General features: G+C 64.2%; 14 protein-coding genes and 3 tRNA genes. 9 read left to right on the top strand and 8 right to left on the bottom strand.

The window, feature by feature from the left end:
* Positions 1-5: 5 nt before the first annotated feature.
* Both PP1Y_RS18515 and mutL read right to left on the bottom strand, forming a co-directional pair.
* Entirely contained in the window at positions 6-527 is a 522-nt protein-coding gene (locus PP1Y_RS18515; RefSeq protein WP_013833587.1) for a hypothetical protein, read from the bottom strand.
* On the bottom strand, positions 527-2,350 hold the full coding sequence (gene mutL, locus PP1Y_RS18510) for a DNA mismatch repair endonuclease MutL (protein WP_013833586.1): 1,824 nt from the start codon (positions 2,348-2,350) through the stop codon (positions 527-529). Before mutL ends, PP1Y_RS18515 begins: the two co-directional genes overlap by 1 nt.
* Before the next feature lie 185 nt (positions 2,351-2,535).
* On the opposite strand from mutL, the gene PP1Y_RS18505 reads away from it, so the two are divergent.
* The 8 genes from PP1Y_RS18505 (at position 2,536) to PP1Y_RS18470 (ending at position 8,717) form a co-directional block, all read left to right on the top strand.
* On the top strand, positions 2,536-3,582 hold the full coding sequence (locus PP1Y_RS18505) for a rod shape-determining protein (protein ID WP_007015312.1): 1,047 nt from the start codon (positions 2,536-2,538) through the stop codon (positions 3,580-3,582).
* 64 nt (positions 3,583-3,646) lie between these two features.
* Positions 3,647-4,534 carry a rod shape-determining protein MreC gene (gene mreC / locus PP1Y_RS18500; RefSeq protein ID WP_007015313.1) on the top strand — a complete coding sequence of 296 codons (888 nt, stop codon included), beginning with the start codon at positions 3,647-3,649 and terminating at the stop codon, positions 4,532-4,534.
* Positions 4,534-5,076, top strand: a complete 543-nt coding sequence (locus PP1Y_RS18495; RefSeq protein WP_013833585.1) for a hypothetical protein — start codon at positions 4,534-4,536, stop codon at positions 5,074-5,076. The genes mreC and PP1Y_RS18495 overlap by 1 nt, the downstream gene beginning before the upstream one ends.
* Entirely contained in the window at positions 5,073-7,202 is a 2,130-nt protein-coding gene (gene mrdA / locus PP1Y_RS18490) for a penicillin-binding protein 2 (RefSeq protein ID WP_051010076.1), read from the top strand. Before PP1Y_RS18495 ends, mrdA begins: the two co-directional genes overlap by 4 nt.
* Entirely contained in the window at positions 7,199-8,311 is a 1,113-nt protein-coding gene (gene rodA, locus PP1Y_RS18485) for a rod shape-determining protein RodA (protein ID WP_013833583.1), read from the top strand. The genes mrdA and rodA overlap by 4 nt, the downstream gene beginning before the upstream one ends.
* Before the next feature lie 101 nt (positions 8,312-8,412).
* A tRNA-Lys gene (locus PP1Y_RS18480) sits at positions 8,413-8,488 on the top strand.
* Positions 8,489-8,528: 40 nt separating this feature from the next.
* Positions 8,529-8,604: transfer RNA gene (locus PP1Y_RS18475), tRNA-Lys, on the top strand.
* Positions 8,605-8,641: 37 nt separating this feature from the next.
* Positions 8,642-8,717, top strand: a tRNA-Lys gene (locus PP1Y_RS18470).
* A gap of 52 nt (positions 8,718-8,769) precedes the next feature.
* Here PP1Y_RS18470 and PP1Y_RS18465 read toward each other — a convergent pair.
* The 4 genes from PP1Y_RS18465 to PP1Y_RS18450 form a co-directional block, all read right to left on the bottom strand.
* Complete coding sequence (locus PP1Y_RS18465; protein WP_013833582.1) at positions 8,770-9,153, bottom strand: PilZ domain-containing protein; 384 nt, start codon at positions 9,151-9,153, stop codon at positions 8,770-8,772.
* A gap of 80 nt (positions 9,154-9,233) precedes the next feature.
* Positions 9,234-9,425, bottom strand: a complete 192-nt coding sequence (locus PP1Y_RS18460) for a hypothetical protein (protein WP_041558993.1) — start codon at positions 9,423-9,425, stop codon at positions 9,234-9,236.
* Positions 9,425-13,684, bottom strand: a complete 4,260-nt coding sequence (locus PP1Y_RS18455) for a translocation/assembly module TamB domain-containing protein (protein WP_041558992.1) — start codon at positions 13,682-13,684, stop codon at positions 9,425-9,427. The genes PP1Y_RS18460 and PP1Y_RS18455 overlap by 1 nt, the downstream gene beginning before the upstream one ends.
* A complete protein-coding gene (locus tag PP1Y_RS18450) occupies positions 13,684-15,915 on the bottom strand; it encodes an autotransporter assembly complex family protein (protein ID WP_013833580.1) in 2,232 nt (743 codons plus the stop codon). The genes PP1Y_RS18455 and PP1Y_RS18450 overlap by 1 nt, the downstream gene beginning before the upstream one ends.
* Positions 15,916-16,211: 296 nt before the next feature.
* On the opposite strand from PP1Y_RS18450, the gene PP1Y_RS18445 reads away from it, so the two are divergent.
* Positions 16,212-17,165: a YihY/virulence factor BrkB family protein gene (locus PP1Y_RS18445; protein ID WP_232512741.1), complete on the top strand. Its 954-nt coding sequence runs from the start codon at positions 16,212-16,214 to the stop codon at positions 17,163-17,165.
* Here the strand turns inward: PP1Y_RS18445 and PP1Y_RS18440 are convergent.
* The gene (locus PP1Y_RS18440; RefSeq protein WP_083835224.1) at positions 17,153-17,983 is read right to left on the bottom strand and encodes a kinase; all 831 of its coding nucleotides are present in this window, start codon (positions 17,981-17,983) and stop codon (positions 17,153-17,155) included. The two genes, PP1Y_RS18445 and PP1Y_RS18440, sit on opposite strands and share 13 nt — an antisense overlap.
* On the bottom strand, positions 17,980-18,456 hold the full coding sequence (locus PP1Y_RS18435; RefSeq protein WP_232512447.1) for an MEKHLA domain-containing protein: 477 nt from the start codon (positions 18,454-18,456) through the stop codon (positions 17,980-17,982). The genes PP1Y_RS18440 and PP1Y_RS18435 overlap by 4 nt, the downstream gene beginning before the upstream one ends.
* Between the last annotated feature and the right edge of the window lie 121 nt (positions 18,457-18,577).

Raw genomic sequence — 18,577 nt, 5'->3', positions numbered from 1 at the left:
CGCGGTCAGGCGCTGCAGTCAACCGTGCCGTCTGCCATGAAGGCCACCCGTTCCTGCGAATCGTGCAGGATCAGGCGGGCCGGCCAGACATTCCCGTCCGCTCCGGTTCCCGAGTCGGGCAGCCGGACGATGTCCAGCCAGCTCGACAACCCGATGTACGTCGCACGCGCACCGCCGGGCAGTTCCGCACTCTGCGTCTTGGCCGCAAAGCGCTTGAGATCGCCCTTGATACGCAGGAAACCGTCGACGCTGTCACCAAAGAAGATCGGATCCGGCTTGTCGTCCGCGCTGCCTGCGCTCCCGACTTTCTCAGTCTTGCGGAAGAAACAGCCCGGTCGATCGAGGCCATAGCGATCGATATCGACCGAGGTAATCGCATCGGGAATGATGGGCTTGAACGGCTCGCGGCTCATGCGCTCGACCATGGCGATGTCCTTGGCGTCCTGCGCGGCTTCCTCTTGTGGATCCTTCTCCTCGCAACCGGCGAGGAGCGAGAGGAAAACCAGAACAGCCAATGTCTTGCGCATCACTTTCGTCCGAACAGCTTCTCGATATCCTGATGAGCAAGCTTAACCCACGTAGGGCGTCCATGGTTGCATTGGCCCGAGCGCGGCGTGCGTTCCATCTCGCGCAGCAGGGCGTTCATTTCCGCGACCGTCAGCGAACGGCCCGCGCGGACCGAACCGTGGCAGGCCATCGTCGCCAGCACGAGATCGAGCTTTTCGCCCAGCAGCAGCGCATCGCCGTTCTTTGCAAGGTCGTCGGCCAGATCGCGCAGCAGGCCCTGGACGTCGGTCTTGCCAAGCACCGAGGGGACTGCGCGCACCAGCATGGCCGCCGGGCCGAATCGCTCCAGCACAAGGCCGAAGCGGGCCATGTCGTCGATCCTGTCCTCCAGCGCATCGCAGGCGACTTCTTCCAGTTCGACGACTTCGGGAAGCAACAGCGCCTGGCTGCGCACCATGGCATCCTCCGCCCCTGCCGCCTTGAGCCGCTCCAGCACCAGTCGTTCATGCGCGGCGTGCTGGTCGACGATGACCAGCCCGTCTTGTGCCTCGGCCACGATGTAGGTCCCGGCGACCTGTCCGCGTGCCACACCGAGTGGGAAGTGCAGCGCCTCGTCGGGCTCATCGCCGACCTGCTCGGCGCGGGCGGCAGGCGGTGCCATGACCTCGGCCTCGTAGGATTTCCAGGCCGTGCCCGCCTCGGACAGGCGCGATCCGGAAAAGCCGGTGCGCGGCGCGGAATATTGCCGGGCAAAGAGCGAGCCGAGAGCGGGAGCCGGCTCCGGGGCTGCGGGTGCGGTCGGCTCGACCTGCCAGTTGCCCATTGCCGATGCCGATGGCGGCTGCGCGCTCTTTTGTCCCGCCCCCTCAAGCGCATGGCGCAGGGCCCCGACGAGGAAACCGCGCACGAAGGCGGGATCGCGAAAGCGCACTTCGGTCTTGGCGGGATGGACGTTGACGTCGACCTCCTCGGGCGGAATCTCGAGGAACAGGGCGAGTACCGCGTGACGGTCGCGCGCCAGCATGTCCGAATAGGCGCCGCGTACCGCGCCGACCAGCAGGCGGTCCTTCACCGGCCTGCCATTGACGAAAAGGTACTGGTGATCGGCAACGCCGCGATTGAAGGTGGGCAGCCCGGCGACGCCGGTAAGCCTGGCGGTTCCGCGCTCGGCCTCGATCACCACGCCGTCATCGGCCAGTTCACGGGCGACCAGGCGGGCGACGCGCGAAGCCAGTTCCTCGCGAGGCTGCACCGCGACCACGCGCCTGCCGTCATGCTCCATCACGAAGCCGACATCTGGCCGGGCCATCGCCAGGCGGCGCACGACGTCCTGGCAGGCGGCATATTCGGAACGCGGGGTGCGCAGGAACTTGCGGCGCGCGGGAACCTTGCCGAAGAGGTTTTCCACCCTGATCCGGGTACCGGGCGGCAGCGCGGCCGGACCGTCGGCGGCGACTTCGCCGTGATCGACGATTCGCTTCCAGCCCTCGGCGGCGGCGCGCGGGCGACTCTCTATCGTCAATCGGGCCACCGACCCGATCGAGGGAAGCGCCTCGCCGCGAAATCCCAGAGTCGAAACCTGCTCGATATGCTCGTCCGGCAATTTCGAGGTCGCGTGGCGTTCGAGCGCCAGGGCGATTTCGTCGGGCCGCATCCCGCACCCGTCATCGGTGACTTCGATCATGTCGAGCCCGCCCGACGCGATCCGCACGGTCACCTGGCTGGAGCCGGCATCTATAGCGTTTTCAACGAGTTCCTTGAGCGCAGAGGCCGGTCGTTCGACAACTTCACCCGCCGCAATCCGGTTGACGAGATGTTCGGGCAGGCGGCGAATTGTGGGCATGGGCCATTTCTAGCGGTGAAACGCTGTCAATTCGAGACGGACGCCCAAAGAATCCCACTACAATTCGACACAAAATTTTGGCGTTTCCCGAATCGATGGGTTAAGGGACCACCTTCCATGCCAACAAGCCTGTCATCCGATCCCAGCAGTGATCGACAAATGACTGGAAAAACGACGGATAACTGATGGCCTCGCCCTTCTCGCGATTCTTCAAACTCGGCTCCCAGAATATGGCGATCGACCTCGGGACCGCCAATACGCTCGTCTACGTACAGGACCGTGGAATCGTGCTGAACGAACCGTCGGTCGTGGCCATCGAGACGCTCAACGGCGTCAAGAAGGTCAAGGCCGTGGGCGATGACGCCAAGATGATGATGGGCAAGACTCCCGACAACATCGAGGCCATCCGTCCCTTGCGCGACGGCGTCATCGCCGACATCGAAATCGCGGAAGAGATGATCAAGCACTTCATCCGCAAGGTGCATGGCAAGAAGAACCTGTTCCGCTATCCGGAAATCGTGATCTGCGTTCCCTCGGGCTCAACCTCGGTCGAACGCCGCGCGATTCGCGACGCGGCCTCGAATGCCGGCGCCAGCCAAGTCTACCTGATTCTCGAGCCGATGGCCGCAGCCATCGGCGCCGACATGCCGGTGACCGAGCCGGTCGGCTCGATGGTCGTCGACATTGGCGGCGGCACCACCGAAGTCGCCGTCCTTTCGCTGCGCGGCCTCGCCTACACCACTTCGGTGCGCGTCGGCGGAGACAAGATGGACGAATCGATCGTCTCCTATGTGCGTCGTCACCATAACCTGCTGATCGGCGACGCCACGGCAGAGCGCATCAAGAAGGATTACGGCATCGCCATCACGCCCGAAGACGGCATCGGCGAAACCATCCACATCAAGGGCCGCGACCTCGTCAACGGCGTGCCCAAGGAAATCACGATCAGCCAGGCCAACGTGGCCGAAGCGCTGGCCGAACCGATCGGTGCAATCATCGAGGGCGTGCGCATCGCGCTTGAGAATACCGCCCCCGAACTGGCAGCCGACATCGTCGACCAGGGCATCGTCCTGACCGGCGGCGGCGCGCTGATCCAGGGACTCGACGACTACCTTCGCGAGGAAACCGGCCTGCCTGTCAGCGTCGCCGAGGATCCGCTGTCCTGCGTCGCACTCGGCACCGGCCGCGCGATGGAAGACCCGATCTACCGCGGCGTACTGATGTCCGCCTGATCTGTCGCAAGCGGGCGGCCCCGGCGCACGATGCGGGGCCGTTCGATGAAGGAGTGCAAGGCGCATGGCGCCGCCAGCAAACCGGCGCTCCGGCTTTTCCCGCAGAGCGCAATACTCGACGTTCCTCAGCTACATCGCAGGTGCGATCGGCGCCGTGGTGGGATTGGGACTCGTCGTCATCTCCATCGCCAATCCCGGCGCTTTCTCGGGCCTGCGCGGCGCGGCTGCAGACGTCACCGAACCGGCGGCGAAGGCAACGGCTGCGGGACGCACGGTATCGAAGACCGTCTTCAGCGATATCGCCGGCTTCTTCAAGTTCGGCAGTGAGCACGCTCGTCTCGAACGCGAGCTGGCCGAGGCCAAGGTGCGCCTTGTCGAGGCCGATGCCATCCGCGCCGAGAACAGGCGCCTCAAGCAGCTGCTGGACCTGACGCGATCGGACGAAGGCGCGGTCGCCACCGCGCGCCTGACCAGTTCGACCAGCGGCAGCACGCGGCGCTATGCCACGCTCGATGCCGGACGCGACAAGGGCCTGACCAAGGGCATGCCGATCCGCTCGAAGCTGGGCCTCGTCGGGCGCATCCTCGAAGTCGGCGCGTCGACCTCGCGGGTCCTGCTCATCACCGACACCGAAAGCCTCGTGCCGGTCCGCCGCTCTACCGACGGCGTTCCCGCCTTTGCGCAGGGCAACGGCGACGGCACCTTGCGCATCCGCCTGATCAACCTTGGCATCAACCCGCTCAAGAAGGGCGATGTCATGGTCACATCGGGCTCTGGCGGCCTCTATCGCCCCGGAACGCCGATGGCGATCCTGACAGAGATCGTGCGCGACGGTGCGGTCGCGCGCGTGCTCAGCAATCCGTCGGACACGGACTACGTCATGGTCGAGAAGGTCTGGACGCCCAAGCCTCCGCCCCCGGCCCGGGAAAACAGCGAGACGTTCGCCGAATGATGGGACCGCGACGCAGCGCTGCGACCGGTCCGCGTATCAATCGCGCTCCTTCGCCCCTGGTGGCGCTGACCCTGCCCTGGATCTCGATCATGCTGGCATCGCTGGTGCCGGGCTGGGCGATGATCGCCTCGGCTCCGGTCCTGCCACCGCTCGGCTTCCTGTTCTTCATTTCCTGGCAGCAGCTGCGACCCGGCCTGCTCCCGATCTGGGCCGGCCTGCCGCTCGGCCTGTTCGACGACCTGTTCTCGGGCCAGCCCTTCGGCTCGGCCGTACTGCTCTGGTCGCTTTCGGCCATCGTCCTCGAAGTGATCGAAACCCGGCTGCCCTGGCGCAATTTTGTGACCGAGTGGCTGGTAGCGATCGGGCTGATCGTCGCCTATATCGTACTCAGCCTCGCCCTCGTGAACATCGCCGGCGCCGCTGCCCCGATTCATGTTATTGTGCCGCAGATCGTGATTTCAGTGCTCTCATACCCGCTCGTCGGACTTATCGTTGCGAAGATCGACCGGATCCGGCTTACGCCGTTGATGGTCCTCAAATGAAGTTCAAATTCAAGTTCAACTTCAAGCGCCATGTCAGCATGGCCACCTTGCGCAACAGCTTCGACCGCCGCACCGTGGTTCTCGGCACTGTGCAGGGCGGCATCGGCGTATTGCTGGCCGCGCGCATGAGCTATCTCGCGGTAGCGCAGAACGAGAAGTACAAGCTCGAAGCTGAGAGCAACCGCGTAAACCTGTCGCTGATCCCGCCGCGGCGCGGCTGGATCCTCGATCGCCGTGGCACCCCGCTTGCCTCGAACCGCGCTGACTTTCGCGTCGACGTCATTCCCGAGCGCATGCAGGACAGCGCACGCACCATCGCACAGCTGGGCAAGTTGCTAGAACTGTCGCCCGTCGACATGCAGGATCTCGAGGACAAGCTCGACAAGGCGCGCGGCTTCGCGCCGGTCGAAGTCGCCTCGAACCTCGACTGGGAGCGCTTCGCCGCGGTCAGCGTCAGGCTGCCCGACCTGCCCGGCGTCGTCACCCAGCGCGGCTACTCGCGCGACTATCCCACCGGGCCTTCGGTGGGCCACCTGATCGGCTACGTCGGCGCGGCCTCGGCCGAGGAGTACGAGAAGGACCACGATCCCATCCTGATCACGCCAGGCTACAAGGTGGGCAAGGACGGGCTGGAAAAGATCTTCGAGCACGAACTGCGCGGCAAGCCCGGGGCTCGCCGAGTTGAAGTGACGGCCTCGGGGCGCATCGTGCGCGATCTCGACACGCGCGAGGACGTGCCCGGCAAGACCATCAAGCTGACCATAGACAGCGGCTTGCAGGACTACGCGGCGCGGCGCATCGGCGTGGAATCGGGCGCCGTCGTGGTGATGGACTGCCATTCGGGCGACATCCTGGCGATGGCATCGATGCCCAGCTTCGACCCGAACAGCTTCTCGGACGGCATCGGCCGCCTCGAATGGAAAATGCTGGCGGACGACGACCATGTGCCGCTGCGCAACAAGGTCCTGCGCGGGCTTTACCCACCGGGATCGACGGTCAAGCCGATGGTGGCGCTCTCCTTCATGGAAGCCGGGCTCGACCCCGACGAAAGCGTCTTCTGCGGCGGCGGCCTCAGGGTGGGCAATCGCGTGTTCCACTGCTGGAACCGGCGCGGCCACGGCCAGGTCAACATGGCCAAGGGCATCTACCAGAGCTGCGACGTCTATTTCTATCACTTCGCCCAGCGCATCGGCATGGATCCAATCGCTGCGATGGCCCGCAGGCTGGGCCTGGGCCAGGAATTCGACCTTCCGGTGGTGGGCCAGTCCTACGGCACCGTCCCGGATCCGGCCTGGAAGCTGAAGAAGTACGGGAAGGAATGGCAGACCTTCGACACGGTCAATGCCACGATCGGTCAGGGCTACTTCCTCGTAAACCCTTTGCAGCAGGCGGTCATGGCCTCGCGCATCGCCAGCGGCAAGGTTCTCATGCCGCGGCTGCTATACGGCCATGAAACGGATCGCATTCCATCGCTGGGCATTTCGCAGGAGCATCTCGACTACGTGCACCAGGCCATGTCGGACGTCGTCAATGGCCCGGGCACCGCGCACCGTGCCGCCCTGCCCTTCGATGACATCAAGATTGCCGGCAAGACGGGCACTGCACAAGTCGTCGGCCTCAACATCAGCAGCGGCAAGAGCGGCCCGTGGAAGTATCGCGACCATGGCCATTTCATCTGCTTCGCACCCTTCGACAATCCGCGCTACGCCTGCGCGGTCGTCATCGAACACGGCGGCGGTTCGAGCGCGGCCTATCCCGTCGCGCGTGACGTCATGACCTACTTGTGGGATCCAGAGCTCGCGCTCGAGAAGCTGCACGCATTCGAGAAGGAATGGGGCGGAACCGCCAAGGAGCGGCTCGATGCGCGCTACCAGTCCTACGTTTCCCAGTACGGCGTGACGGCACCGAAGGTGTCGACCGAAGAAGAGAGCCGCAGGGTGCGCGAATCGGAAGAAGACCAGAGCGAAAGCCAGCCCATCGTTCGCGAGGCGCAGTCGCCGCGTCCTGAACCGATAGCAACCGGCAGCGCCGAGGCCGGTGCAGCCGAGAATCCGAACCCGCGCACGAATTCCAGTACCCGTACGAATTCCAGCGACCGCACGAATACGAACGGAGGGACGCAATGAACCGTTCCGTCGTTCCCGACGCGGTTGCGCGCCAGCCCTGGCAGATGCTCATCCCGCTCTTCGGCCTGGTATGCCTGGGCGGCGCCGTACTCTATTCCGCGGCCGGCGGGCACCTTCAGCCCTATGCGCTGAGCCACGTGATCCGGTTCCTCGTGTTCCTGGTCATGGCGATCGTGATTTCGCGCTTCAGCCGAAACCTGTTCCGGCAGGCGGCCTATCCGATCTACGGCGGCATCATCGTGCTGCTGGTGCTGGTCGAGACGATCGGGGCCATGGGTGGCGGCAGCCAGCGTTGGCTGAACCTCGGCTTCATGACGCTGCAACCATCCGAGCTGATGAAGCCCGCGATCGTGCTTGTCCTCGCCAAGTTCTACGAAGCGCTTCCTGCCTCGATGATAGGAAGCTGGCGCGGCCTCGTGCCTGCGGGGGTGTTGATCGGCATTCCTGCCTTTCTGGTGATCCTGCAGCCCGACCTGGGCACCGCACTGGCAATCTGCTTTGGCGGAGCGATCATCATGTTCCTGGCCGGCCTGCCCCTCTGGTGGTTCATCAGTGCGGGCGTGGGCGTCCTGATCACGATCCCGATCGCCTTCTTCACGCTGCTCCATGATTATCAGCGCAACCGCGTCCTCACCTTCCTCAATCCCGAGGAAGATCCGCTGGGGACGGGCTATCACATCACCCAGTCCAAGATCGCCATCGGATCGGGCGGCATCTTCGGCAAGGGCTTCGGCAACGGTTCGCAAAGCCACCTGCAGTACCTGCCCGAGCCCCATACCGACTTCGTCTTCGCCACCATGGCCGAGGAATGGGGCATGATCGGCGGCTTCTTCGTGATCGCCGTCTTCGGCATCGTGCTGTTCTGGAGCCTGTCGGTCGCGCGCAGGTCGCCCGACCGCTTCGCCAGCCTGCTGGCCGCAGGCATGACGGCCACCGTATTCTTCTACGTCGCGATCAACCTGATGATGGTCATGGGGCTCGCCCCGGTCGTTGGCATTCCGCTACCCTTCATGAGCCATGGCGGCACGTCGATGCTGACGAACATGATCTGCATCGGCTCGATAATGGCGGTAAACCGCTGGAATCAGAAGCCGGGATCTTTCTCCTGAAATTGTTGAAAGTTTCCTCTTCTAATCCGCGAAACAGACGTTATACGGACCGCTCCGCCGCCGAATCGGCGGGGCCGCAAGGCCCTCAAGGCAGGTAGCGTGGACGCATAGCTCAGTTGGTAGAGCAGCTGACTCTTAATCAGCGGGTCCTAGGTTCGAGCCCTAGTGCGTCCACCAAGCCTTCCTTGCCGCGACGGGTCTTCGGGCCCATCCGTGTGGACGCATAGCTCAGTTGGTAGAGCAGCTGACTCTTAATCAGCGGGTCCTAGGTTCGAGCCCTAGTGCGTCCACCACCCTACCTTGCGCGACGGACCTTCGGGCCAATCGTGTGGACGCATAGCTCAGTTGGTAGAGCAGCTGACTCTTAATCAGCGGGTCCTAGGTTCGAGCCCTAGTGCGTCCACCACCCCTCATCTTCGAAATCACGCGCAGCCATCCCGCCAGAAGACTTCGCCAGCCTATCGCTTGCTGACGGTCAGAGTGCTGCCAAGCCCCGATTCCACCTGGGCATTGCCGGCAGGCGCCGAGCGCGTTTCAGGCAGGCCGAAGCTCGCCGCCAGTTCCTCGATCACGCGGGCCTTGATCGGCTTGCGGAACTCCACGCCGATCCGGTCTTCGCGCAGCCAGCGCACGGAACCTTCGACATTGCGCAAGTTCGCGAAGCGCAAGGAAACATGCTGGCCCTGGGCGAAGCGATCCGCATTGCCGATCACGCAGCAGCCGCCTTCCGAAATGTCGCCCAACTCGACATCGAAGACCTGCCAGCTGGACTGGCGGCAACGGCCATGCAGCAGAACGGTCAACCGCCGGTTGAGTCGATCGCAGTCGGCAATCTCTTTCATCGAAGCCCCTATTTGCGCTCGGAACTGGCGCTGAGGCTTAACAGCCAGAAGTAAAACTTCGGTTGCGCAGCAGGTTCGGATCAGGTCTTTCCGCCGTCCACCTGTGCGGCCTCGGACTCAGGGGATCCCGTGCCGGCAATGCGCTCGTCGATGTCCGCCGCCTTTTCCCGGATCTTCTTGCTTGCCGCATCGTAGCGCTCATCGAAGTCCGGCTCGCTGTGGCAGGCGGCTAGCGTGAGGACGGCAAGCGCCAGGATGGCGAGCCTGCGCATCAATAGTTCTTCTTGATGCGCAGGTTCACGCTGTTGACGCCCGAACCGCCGGCCTGACTCAGCACCGACAGCCACTTGGTCACGCTGACCTCGAGCTGCGTCGCGGTAAAGCCGCGCGCATCGGTGATCAGTTCGACATAGACGTCGTCGGTCAGATACTGACCTGCCGCCAGAGCCGTGCCCCGGCCCGATGCCTCGTCAGCACCCAGGATGCGCAGGCGGTCGATCCCCGTGGCCGAGCGCAGTTGCCCAAGCGGATTGAGCCCGCCCCCGGTTGAGTTGAGAGAATTGAGCGAGGATGCCAGCTGTACCGCCTGGATCGCCGAAAGGTTGGCGATGGAGCTGCCGAACAGAATGCGCGAGAGCACCTCGTCCTGCGGCAGGCTGGGCGTCGAGCTGAAAGTGATTTGCGGGCTGTAGGCCCTGCCGCCCACTTCCACGGTCACGTCGACATCGTCGATCGATTCCTGCGCGGTGATCGCCACCGCGGGATCGATGGTCCTTCCGCCGTTGAACGAAATCACGCCTTGGGTCAGTTCGAACGAGCGTCCAGCGAACCCGAGCGTACCGCGGATCAGTTCGACGTCGCCGGCCATCGTCGGCGCCGCACTGGTACCGCCGATGGTGAATTTCGCCTTCCACTCGGACTCAAGCCCCATGCCCGAGACGTAGAGTTTCTCCGGCGCACGCATGCGCAAGTCGAGGCGTAGCCTGGAGAACATCGACGAGATCGGTTCAGCGGGCTCGTCACCGGTAATGCGTTCCGGGCCGCGCCGCGGCTTGAAGCGCACTCCGGTCAGCCGCGGCACTTCGGCCGAGCCTTCTCGCACGATCTGGTAGCGTGTTTCGGGAAGTCGCAGGTCGCCGGAAAGAAGCGCATCCTCTCCGGCCTGCTTGCTCAGGCGCAGGTTGCCGGTCGCGCTGGCGGAAATGGAACTGCTGCGCGCTAGCCGCGCTTTTTCCAGCTCAACCGAGATGTCCATCGGATAGCCTTGGTCGGCGGCCAGGCTGACAAAGCCGTTTGCGCTCAACGTGCCATCGCCTGCCTTGGCGCTCAGCGTTTCCAGTTCCATCCGGTTGCCGTCGAACTTGCCCGCAAAATTGAGCTTGGACAGCCGCGTGCCGTAAGTCTGGTTTTCGTAAACCAGGTCCTTGCCGCGCACGATGCCGTTCAGGCACGGATCGGAAAGCTTGCAGGAGAAGTCGGCCGCCAGCCCCATCGGGCCGCTGAGGGTCTGCCCCGACATTCCCGCGAACGAGAACAGGGTATCGGCCGGGCCGTTGTATCGGATACCGCCGCCCAGCGGGGCATCGAACAAGCGCTCGGTCCACGGGCCGCTGCCCGGCGGCAAGGGCCGCAGGCTTGCGACCATGCGCCCGATCACGGAACCGCTGCGCCGGAACACCGCTCTCGCCTCGCCGCCGTCAGCCAGGAGCTTGCCGACGAAATTGATGTCGACAGGCTGGCTGACGATGTCCGAACTGGTGCGGGTGAATTTGTTGAGCGTCAGCCGCGCATCGGCACGAGGAAATGCGGCGGGATCGGCCTGCTCAAAGTCGAGACTGCCGCTCGCCGAACCGCCGAAGCCATACCCGGGCAGGAAAGCATTGAGCATGGTCATGTCGATGTTCTCAAGACGGCTCTGCAGCTTCATGCCGGTGCCATAGGTGCCCGCGATCTTGGCCGAGCCACCGCCGAAGGCCAGCTTGGTCGGCAAGAGTTCGTATCCGTCTTCCTTCGGCAGGATCCGGGCAGGCGACGTAGTCTTGACGCTCTGACCGCGAACCTTGCCGTCAAGCGCGATGCGCCAGACATCGGGCTGCAGGTCACCGTTCAGCGCCAGCTTGAAGGGTACTCCGCTATAGCCTTCGAGCATCGCTTTCGCCTTGCCCCGGCCATTGCGGTAATCGATCAGCGCGCGCGCCACGGCGATGCGAAGCGCCCCCATACGGGTTCCGGAAATCTGGGCGTCGGCCACCAGACTGGGCTGATCGTAAAGGACCGCGCGCCCGTCGATGATGGCAGAACGGATCGTCAGGTTCGCAGGGCCGGCGAAAGTCGAATCCTGCGCGCGCAGGTTGAAGTCGATGGCCTGGTATTTCCGCTCGGCCGAGAGGGTCAGAACCCCGTTCACACCGTTGCCTGTGGCAGTCAGCTCACCGGCAAAGGGGCCGCTGCGGGTCTGGCCGAGCTTGCCTGCGAAGGCGACGCCGGAAAGATTGGCCTCGTTGATCTGCAGGGACATCGCCTGCCCCATGCCCAGCGTGACATCGGCCTTGAGCGGGCCGTAGTCGGTATCGCCGGTCAGGGCGAGGTTGTAGCCGCCCCGCGCGCCGGTCACCCGCGCATCGAGGTTGGCGAGGCCGATGCCGAGGTTGGGCTTGTCCGCCGTGATATGGGCGTCAGGATCGGCAATCGTCCCGGCCACGCGAACGCCGATAGCGCCGTAGCGATCCGACGTTCCATCGGCGACGAGGGAAATGCGCCCGTCAGGCGACCAGAAGCCGCGGCCGCCGCGCACCTTGAGGTCCGGCGCGGTCATCTGCAGGTTGGAGAAGCGCACGAGGCCATCGGTGCCGTAATTCACGTGCGAGGCCGCTGCGAAATTGCCGCCGAGATAGCCCTTGAGGCTGTCGTTCAGCAGGCGCGTCGATTGTGCCCGCACCGTGCCGTCCAGGGCAAAGCCGTTCCCCTTGCTTTCGAGGTCCATGTCGGTGCGGATGTTGAAGATGCCCACGCTGGCAAGGCGATAATTGTCGATCTTGCCGTCGATGGCGCCGGTGTAGAGCCCCTTGCCGACATCGGCGACAAGGATCAGCCCGGCATCGATACGATCGGAGCGCAGCCGCATGTTGTCGGACAGGATGCGCGCCCCGTCTATCGCCAGATCGCCGTTGAGGCGGACATTGGGCAATGTCCCGCCGGCCACCGTATCGAGGCCGGTGATCCGCTCGACCCGCGCCGAGACCGGGATCATGATCTTGCCCGCGTCAACCCGCGCGGCGCCTTCTGCGAGGAAGCCCTGCAGGCCCATGTCGTTCATCACCAGCCGGCTCGCGCTGATGCGATAGCCGACCTTGGGCGCGGTGAAGGCACCGTCCAGCGTCAGGATAGCGCGAGTGCCCGCTCCGCTCAGGTTCTTCGCCAGGGCAGAAGGCTTGAGCAGCACGAAAGCCAGTTTGAAGTCCTCGAAGCTGTTGTCCGAAAGGTCAACGAGGCCATTGGGGGTGAGGTTGAACGCGTCGCTGGAAATCATGCCCGACACGTTCGCGCGCCGGTCCGCCAGCACTGCCTTTACGTCGACATTGGTGACTGGACCGAGCAGGTTCGCGGTCGGCCCGCTGAACATGCGTGCAAAGCGGGTCGGTCCCTTGATTGCGAAAGTTCCGTCGCGCGCAGTGAGATCCAGCCGCGCGAGATCCCCGGTTCCATAGTTCGCGGCGAGCTTGCCGTTCCAGGCGGCCCATGTGCCCTTGCCGTCGACTTCGAGCGTCAGCGGCTGCGTCAGCCCAGCCAGTGAGGCGATCACGCCTCCCGTCGGCGCGTCGAGATCCAGGCCGATGCCCAGACGGTTCTGCTTCGGCACGGCATCCAGCGAGAGATCGAAGCGATCTCCCCCCTCCTTGCCGGCAATCGCGATCGTCGCGCCCTTGGCGTCCACTTGTGCCCTGCCGTCGGCGATGTGCACCTTACCGGCGAACGACATGATCCGCCGCTCGCCCGATACCGCCGGCTCGAAGACGAAATTGCCGACGCGCATCGCGCCCACGTCGATATCGAGATCCGGCAGCAAGGGCGCATCACTGGGCGGCGTCTCGCGAAACTGCGGCGCCCGGCGCAGGATCATGCGCTGTGCCGTGGCGCTGCGCACGTTCACGTGATTGCTGAAATAGTCGAAGGGATTCCAGTCGACGTGGATCTCGGGCGAGAACAGGAACTCGCCCTTGGGATCGCGCACCGACAGATCGTGCAGGGTCATCTTGCCGTAGAGCGAGCCCTCGATCCGCCCGACCGAGATCTTCATGCCGTTCTCGAATTCGAGAGCGGCTATCTGGTCGGCGACGAAACGCCGCCCCGGTCCGGTATCGATGCCGAAGATCACCAGGACCGCAAGCGCCACGATGCCGATGCCGATCAGCGCAACGGTCTTGAGCGCGCGCACCTTGGCGCGCTGCAACAGCGAGGGCCGTTCGATCACGACCGCTTCTTCCATGGCCGGCGGGGGCGTTTCGGCGGGAATGTCGTCGTTTTCCGCCATCAGAACGCCTGTCCGATCGAAACGTAGATATTGATCCGCGATTCCCCGGGACGGCGCGCCAGCGGCGTTGCAACGTCCAGCCGGATCGGACCGAAGTTCGTATAGAAGCGGCCGCCGATGCCGACGCCGTACCGCAAGTCGGAGAACTGGGGCATGGTCTCGCGATAAGCCTGCCCGGCATCGACGAAGCCGACAATACCGTAATTGCCGAAGCGATAGCGCAGCTCGGCAGATGCCTCGTTGAGGCTGCGCCCGCCGACCGGATCACCGTCGGGAGCCTGCTCGCCCAGCTTCTGGTAGGCGAAGCCGCGAACCGAACCGCCGCCGCCGGCATAGAGACGCCGGGACGGCGCAATGTCGAAAAGCCCTACGCCCTGGATCGTGCCCAGTCGCATCCGCCCCGCAACCACCAGCTGATCGGAGATCGGGTAATAGGCCGAGGCATCCAGTCGCGCACGCACGTAAGGGTTGAATCCCTTGTTCACGGTCGTCTCAGGCTGGACCAGCGCAGTCAGGCGATATCCCTTTGTCGGGTCGAGGAGGCTGTCGGTCCGGTCGAAGCCGACCTGTCCGTTCACACCGGCAATGTAGAACGTGCGGCGCGACCGGTCTCCGGTAGCCGCGTCGAAATCGGTCTCGGAAGTGGCAAGCAGTTCCACGCCGAAGGCATAAGTGTATTTCTTCTGCCAGATCGGCGTGGAATCGCGCCCGATCTTGGCCGCGAGGCGTCCGGTATAGGCGCTGTACGCATCATAGTCGTTGTGGAAGGCCTCGGCGACGACTTCCAGCGTGCGATCGCGCTTGCCTGCATTGGAGCGGCGGAAAGTGACGCCCACACCCTGCTGGCGCGTACCGGCTACGGCATTGGCAATCAGCGCGCCTTCGGGCGGGAAGAAATTGCGGTGGGTCCAGCTCGCCTTGGCCGTGATGCCCTCGCCAGCGGCAAAACCCAGCGATCCGGCAATGGTGCGCGGCGGGCCTGCATCCTGCTTCACATGGAGATCGACGTATTCGGTGCCCTCCCCGGCTGCTTCACCGGTCTTCTTCGGTTCGACCGAGACCGTGGAGAACAGGCTCGTCGCGATCAGCGCCTTGCGCAGGTCGTCGACCTTCCGGCTGTCGAACAGATCCCCGCGCTTGAACCGGCTGAGGACCTCGATGTGATGGGCATCGAAAGCGAGGTCGCCGTCGGTGGTGATCCCGCCGAAGCGGCCGCGCGGACCGATGTCGACCGGCAGTGTGTAAACCCCTTCGCCGGTCTGCCGATCGAGCAGGATATCGCGATCGCCCACAGCCGCGAAGGGATAGCCGTTTTCAGGCAAGGCCACGGCAATCTGCGCCTCCGTACCCTGCACGCGCTCTGCGACGATCGGCTCGCCCGGTTTCAGCGCGACGTTGTCCTCGATCAGGTGGGGCGGCACGGTGGGGTCGGCCTTGATGACGATGTCGGAGAAGACATAACGCTTGCCGGGGCGGACCGTCAGCACGGCCTGTAGCGGCTGGCCGTCACCCTGGGCGCCGCGATCGATGCGGGTGCGCACGCGCGCCGAATACCAGCCCTCGGCCGCAAGAATGTTCTGCAGCAACTCGCTGTCCTCGGTCAGGCGCGCCGAGATCATCGCGATATTGGCGGCCTTGCCATCGCCCTTCCTGAGCGCGGAAAGACCGTTGAACTGGCTCTTGAGATTGACGCCCGTCTCGTCGTCAGCGGCCTCCAGTCCCTCGATGCTGACCTTGTAGGCGACCTGGACATCCTGCTTGTCTTCGTCGGCATTCTGATCGAACTCGACCGGCGTCACCTCGAACCGTTCGAGCGGCGGCAGGGGCGCAGCCAGTTCGGCATCGCGCACCGGTGCATCGCCGATTTCCTCGGTCTGGCCCTGGTCTGCCAGCGCCGGGTTGCCCAGCGGGGCCCCCTGCCCTTCGCCGGGCTTCGCATCGGCCTGGTCCGCCGCCAGACGACGTTCGAAAGCCTCGATCGATTCCAGTGGCTTATCCAGTTCGGGATCGTCGGCCTCATCGAGCTTGGGAACCGTGGAATTGAACTCGTCGTCGCCGATGACCGGATCGAGTTCCGGCAAGGTCACGTCAGGCGGAGGCGCGGGAACGGGAACCTTTTCGGCTTCCAGATCGATATCGCCATTGGAAACGGCTGCATCGCCAGCTTGCGCGGTTGGCTGCGCAGCGGATTGACCGGCCACGCCCTGCGCATGCGCGAGGCCCGTCGTCATCACAAGCGCCACCGAGAGAGTTGCAAGGCTCGGCGCGGAAAGGAAACGTCGGTCGCGCACCCGCCGGGAACAAGGTGAATTGCGATCCATTAGCCAAGGCATGAATTGTACGACGAATCTTCCCCTTTTGAAGCCGGACCGGACGGCTTTTCCTGAAATTCCCTATCGCATTGCAACAGGGAAAGTTCCCCGTAAGATTCGACAGGATCATGAAAACTAGCACGACGCCTCCATCGACGCAGCCAGGCGCTGACTCAAATTCACCCTGGTCCATGCCGCTTTCGGCCTGGGGCGGCGTGTTGAAACGCGTCTGGATCATGAGCGGCTTTCACGAACTCGGTTTGCTCTCCGCCGGGCTGGCCTTCTATTCCTTCCTTGCCCTCACCCCCCTGATCGCCGCGACGGTGATGATCTACGGCCTGATCGGCGATGTCGATACCGTCAGAAGCCAGATGGAACGGATCGCCAGGGTTGTGCCGCCTGAAGCGGCGCATATTTTGGAACAGCAGCTCATGCAGATCGTCTCGACCAACTCCGGCGTGACCGGGCTGGCGCTTTTCATAGCACTGTTCTTCGCGATCTTTGGCGGCATGCGCGCGGCCAACGGAATGATCAGCGCGCTCAACATCATCAATGAGGAACATGAAACACGCGGCATCTTCTCGACGATGATGCGCGCGGCCGGGCTGACGCTCGCCGGCGTGATGATCGCGCTGACCGGCGTGCTGGCTGGAGGCGTCTTCGCCTGGCTGCAGACGCAGACGAAAGTCTATCTCGGCGACTCGACGCAGATGCTCTTCAAGACACTGACCTGGGCAGCGGCCATTGCGCTTGGCAGTGCCGGATTTGCACTGATCATGCGATATGGGCCTGATCGCCGTCCCGCCAAATGGCGCTGGCTGACGCCGGGTGCGCTGCTTGCCACGCTGCTGTGGATCGCAGTGTCCTTCGGCTTCTCCCTCTACGTCGCCTACATTAGCGACTACAATGCGACATATGGCTCGCTCTCGGCCATCGTCGTCTTCCTGATGTGGCTGTTCCTCTCCGCTTACGGCGCGCTGCTCGGCGCGCTTCTCAACGCCGAGATCGAACGGCAGACCTTCCGCGACACGACGATCGGACCGGAACGTCCCCCGGGCGAACGCGGGGCAATCCTCGCCGATGTCATCGACAGTACCATTCCTTCGGTGAGCGAACTGGAAGGGCGCAAGCGTCGACGCGGCGACATTGCCCGCCATCAGGCGGACTGACCGCTTTCGATGGAAACCGGACGGCGCTGCTCGTCCAGGTGAATGACCAGATCCGCGCGTGCGGGCATTTCCTGGAGGATATGCCGGGTCAAGCGCTCGTAATGGCTAATGAAGCGGGCAATGCCTGCCTCGTCCATGAAAGCCCCTCCCGAAGGGGCGGACCGAGCCAGATCCCGCTCCTGCTCCAGTCGCCAGCCATGTACGACTGCGAAGTCCGGCGCCGCGATCAGGACGAGGCGTTCGAGCCTTGCGAACAACGAGGCGTAACTGTCAGCCAGCGCAGCGTTGACGAAGCGCCGCCAGCGTCCGTCTGCATCCTCGCATTCTTCGAGGCCGTTCACTGGTGCCGCGAGGTCCTCTTCGCTCTGGGGAGCGGCACCGACACACCAGCCTTCGAAGATCAGGACCTCGCAGGCCTCGGGTGCACTCGGCCATTCGGACATTGCCGCGCGATCGTCCCGGGCCTTGTCGAAGCGGGGCAGGCGTGTCGCCCCGCCCCTTGCCAGCGCATCCATGACCCGCAGGCCCAGGCCCACGTCATGGGTCCCGGGAACGCCTCGCGTGGCCAGGAGCGGATGCACCGAACGCGCAAGTTCCCCTCGCTCCGCCCGGGTGAGGTAGATGTCGTCGATGGAAAGCACGGCGGCGCGAACCCCCTTGCCCGAGCAGGATGCGAGGACAGAACTGGCCAGAGTCGTTTTGCCGCTCCCCTGCGCGCCGCACAGCCCAATCACCACCGGCCGACGAGTGGATTCGCCAAGAGCCGCATCGATCTGGCTCATCACGGCCGCCACGACGCGCGGATCGGCCTTGCTCATGGAACGAATGTCGCTGCCTGCCCCTGAACGCGCCCTTCCTCGTCGATCAGGTTCCACACGACCGCCGGCCCGATCCGAAACCGGCGCCCCTTTGCCGTGATGCGCACCCCGGCATAGTCATCGATGAAACCTTGCGCCGTGACCCGGTCGAGCAGCGCCTGTCGCTCCTCGCGCAAGGGAGCCTCGGCGGAAAGGCGCGAGGGCATCGCCGTAAAGCTCGAAACATCGCTTTCGAATGCCGCCAGGGCGCAGGCATTGCCGAAGAAAAAGACCGGATCGGGCTCGGTGCCGTGGGCGAGCAGTGCGAACGGCGCATTCCACAGACCGGCCACCATATCGTCGCACGCTGCGATCAGGTCCCGGCCTAGCAGGCGGCGATAGCTTGACGCGATCAGCGCAATCCGTTCGGCACGGCCGACCGCGCGATAAATCACCGGGACCGCGTCCGTTTCCGTTATCGACACCACACTCACGCCCAATTTTTCTCTTTCACGCCATTTCTGACAGGAGCGCATAACGCCTGCAATGGGCTGGCGCCTCATTATTGGCGTCGCAATGCGACGAGGAAACCCTTCACATCCAGAATACCACTTG

It is taken from the genome of Novosphingobium sp. PP1Y (genome assembly GCF_000253255.1).
Taxonomy (GTDB): Bacteria; Pseudomonadota; Alphaproteobacteria; order Sphingomonadales; family Sphingomonadaceae; genus Novosphingobium.
This window is presented reverse-complemented; position numbering and strand designations above follow the sequence as displayed.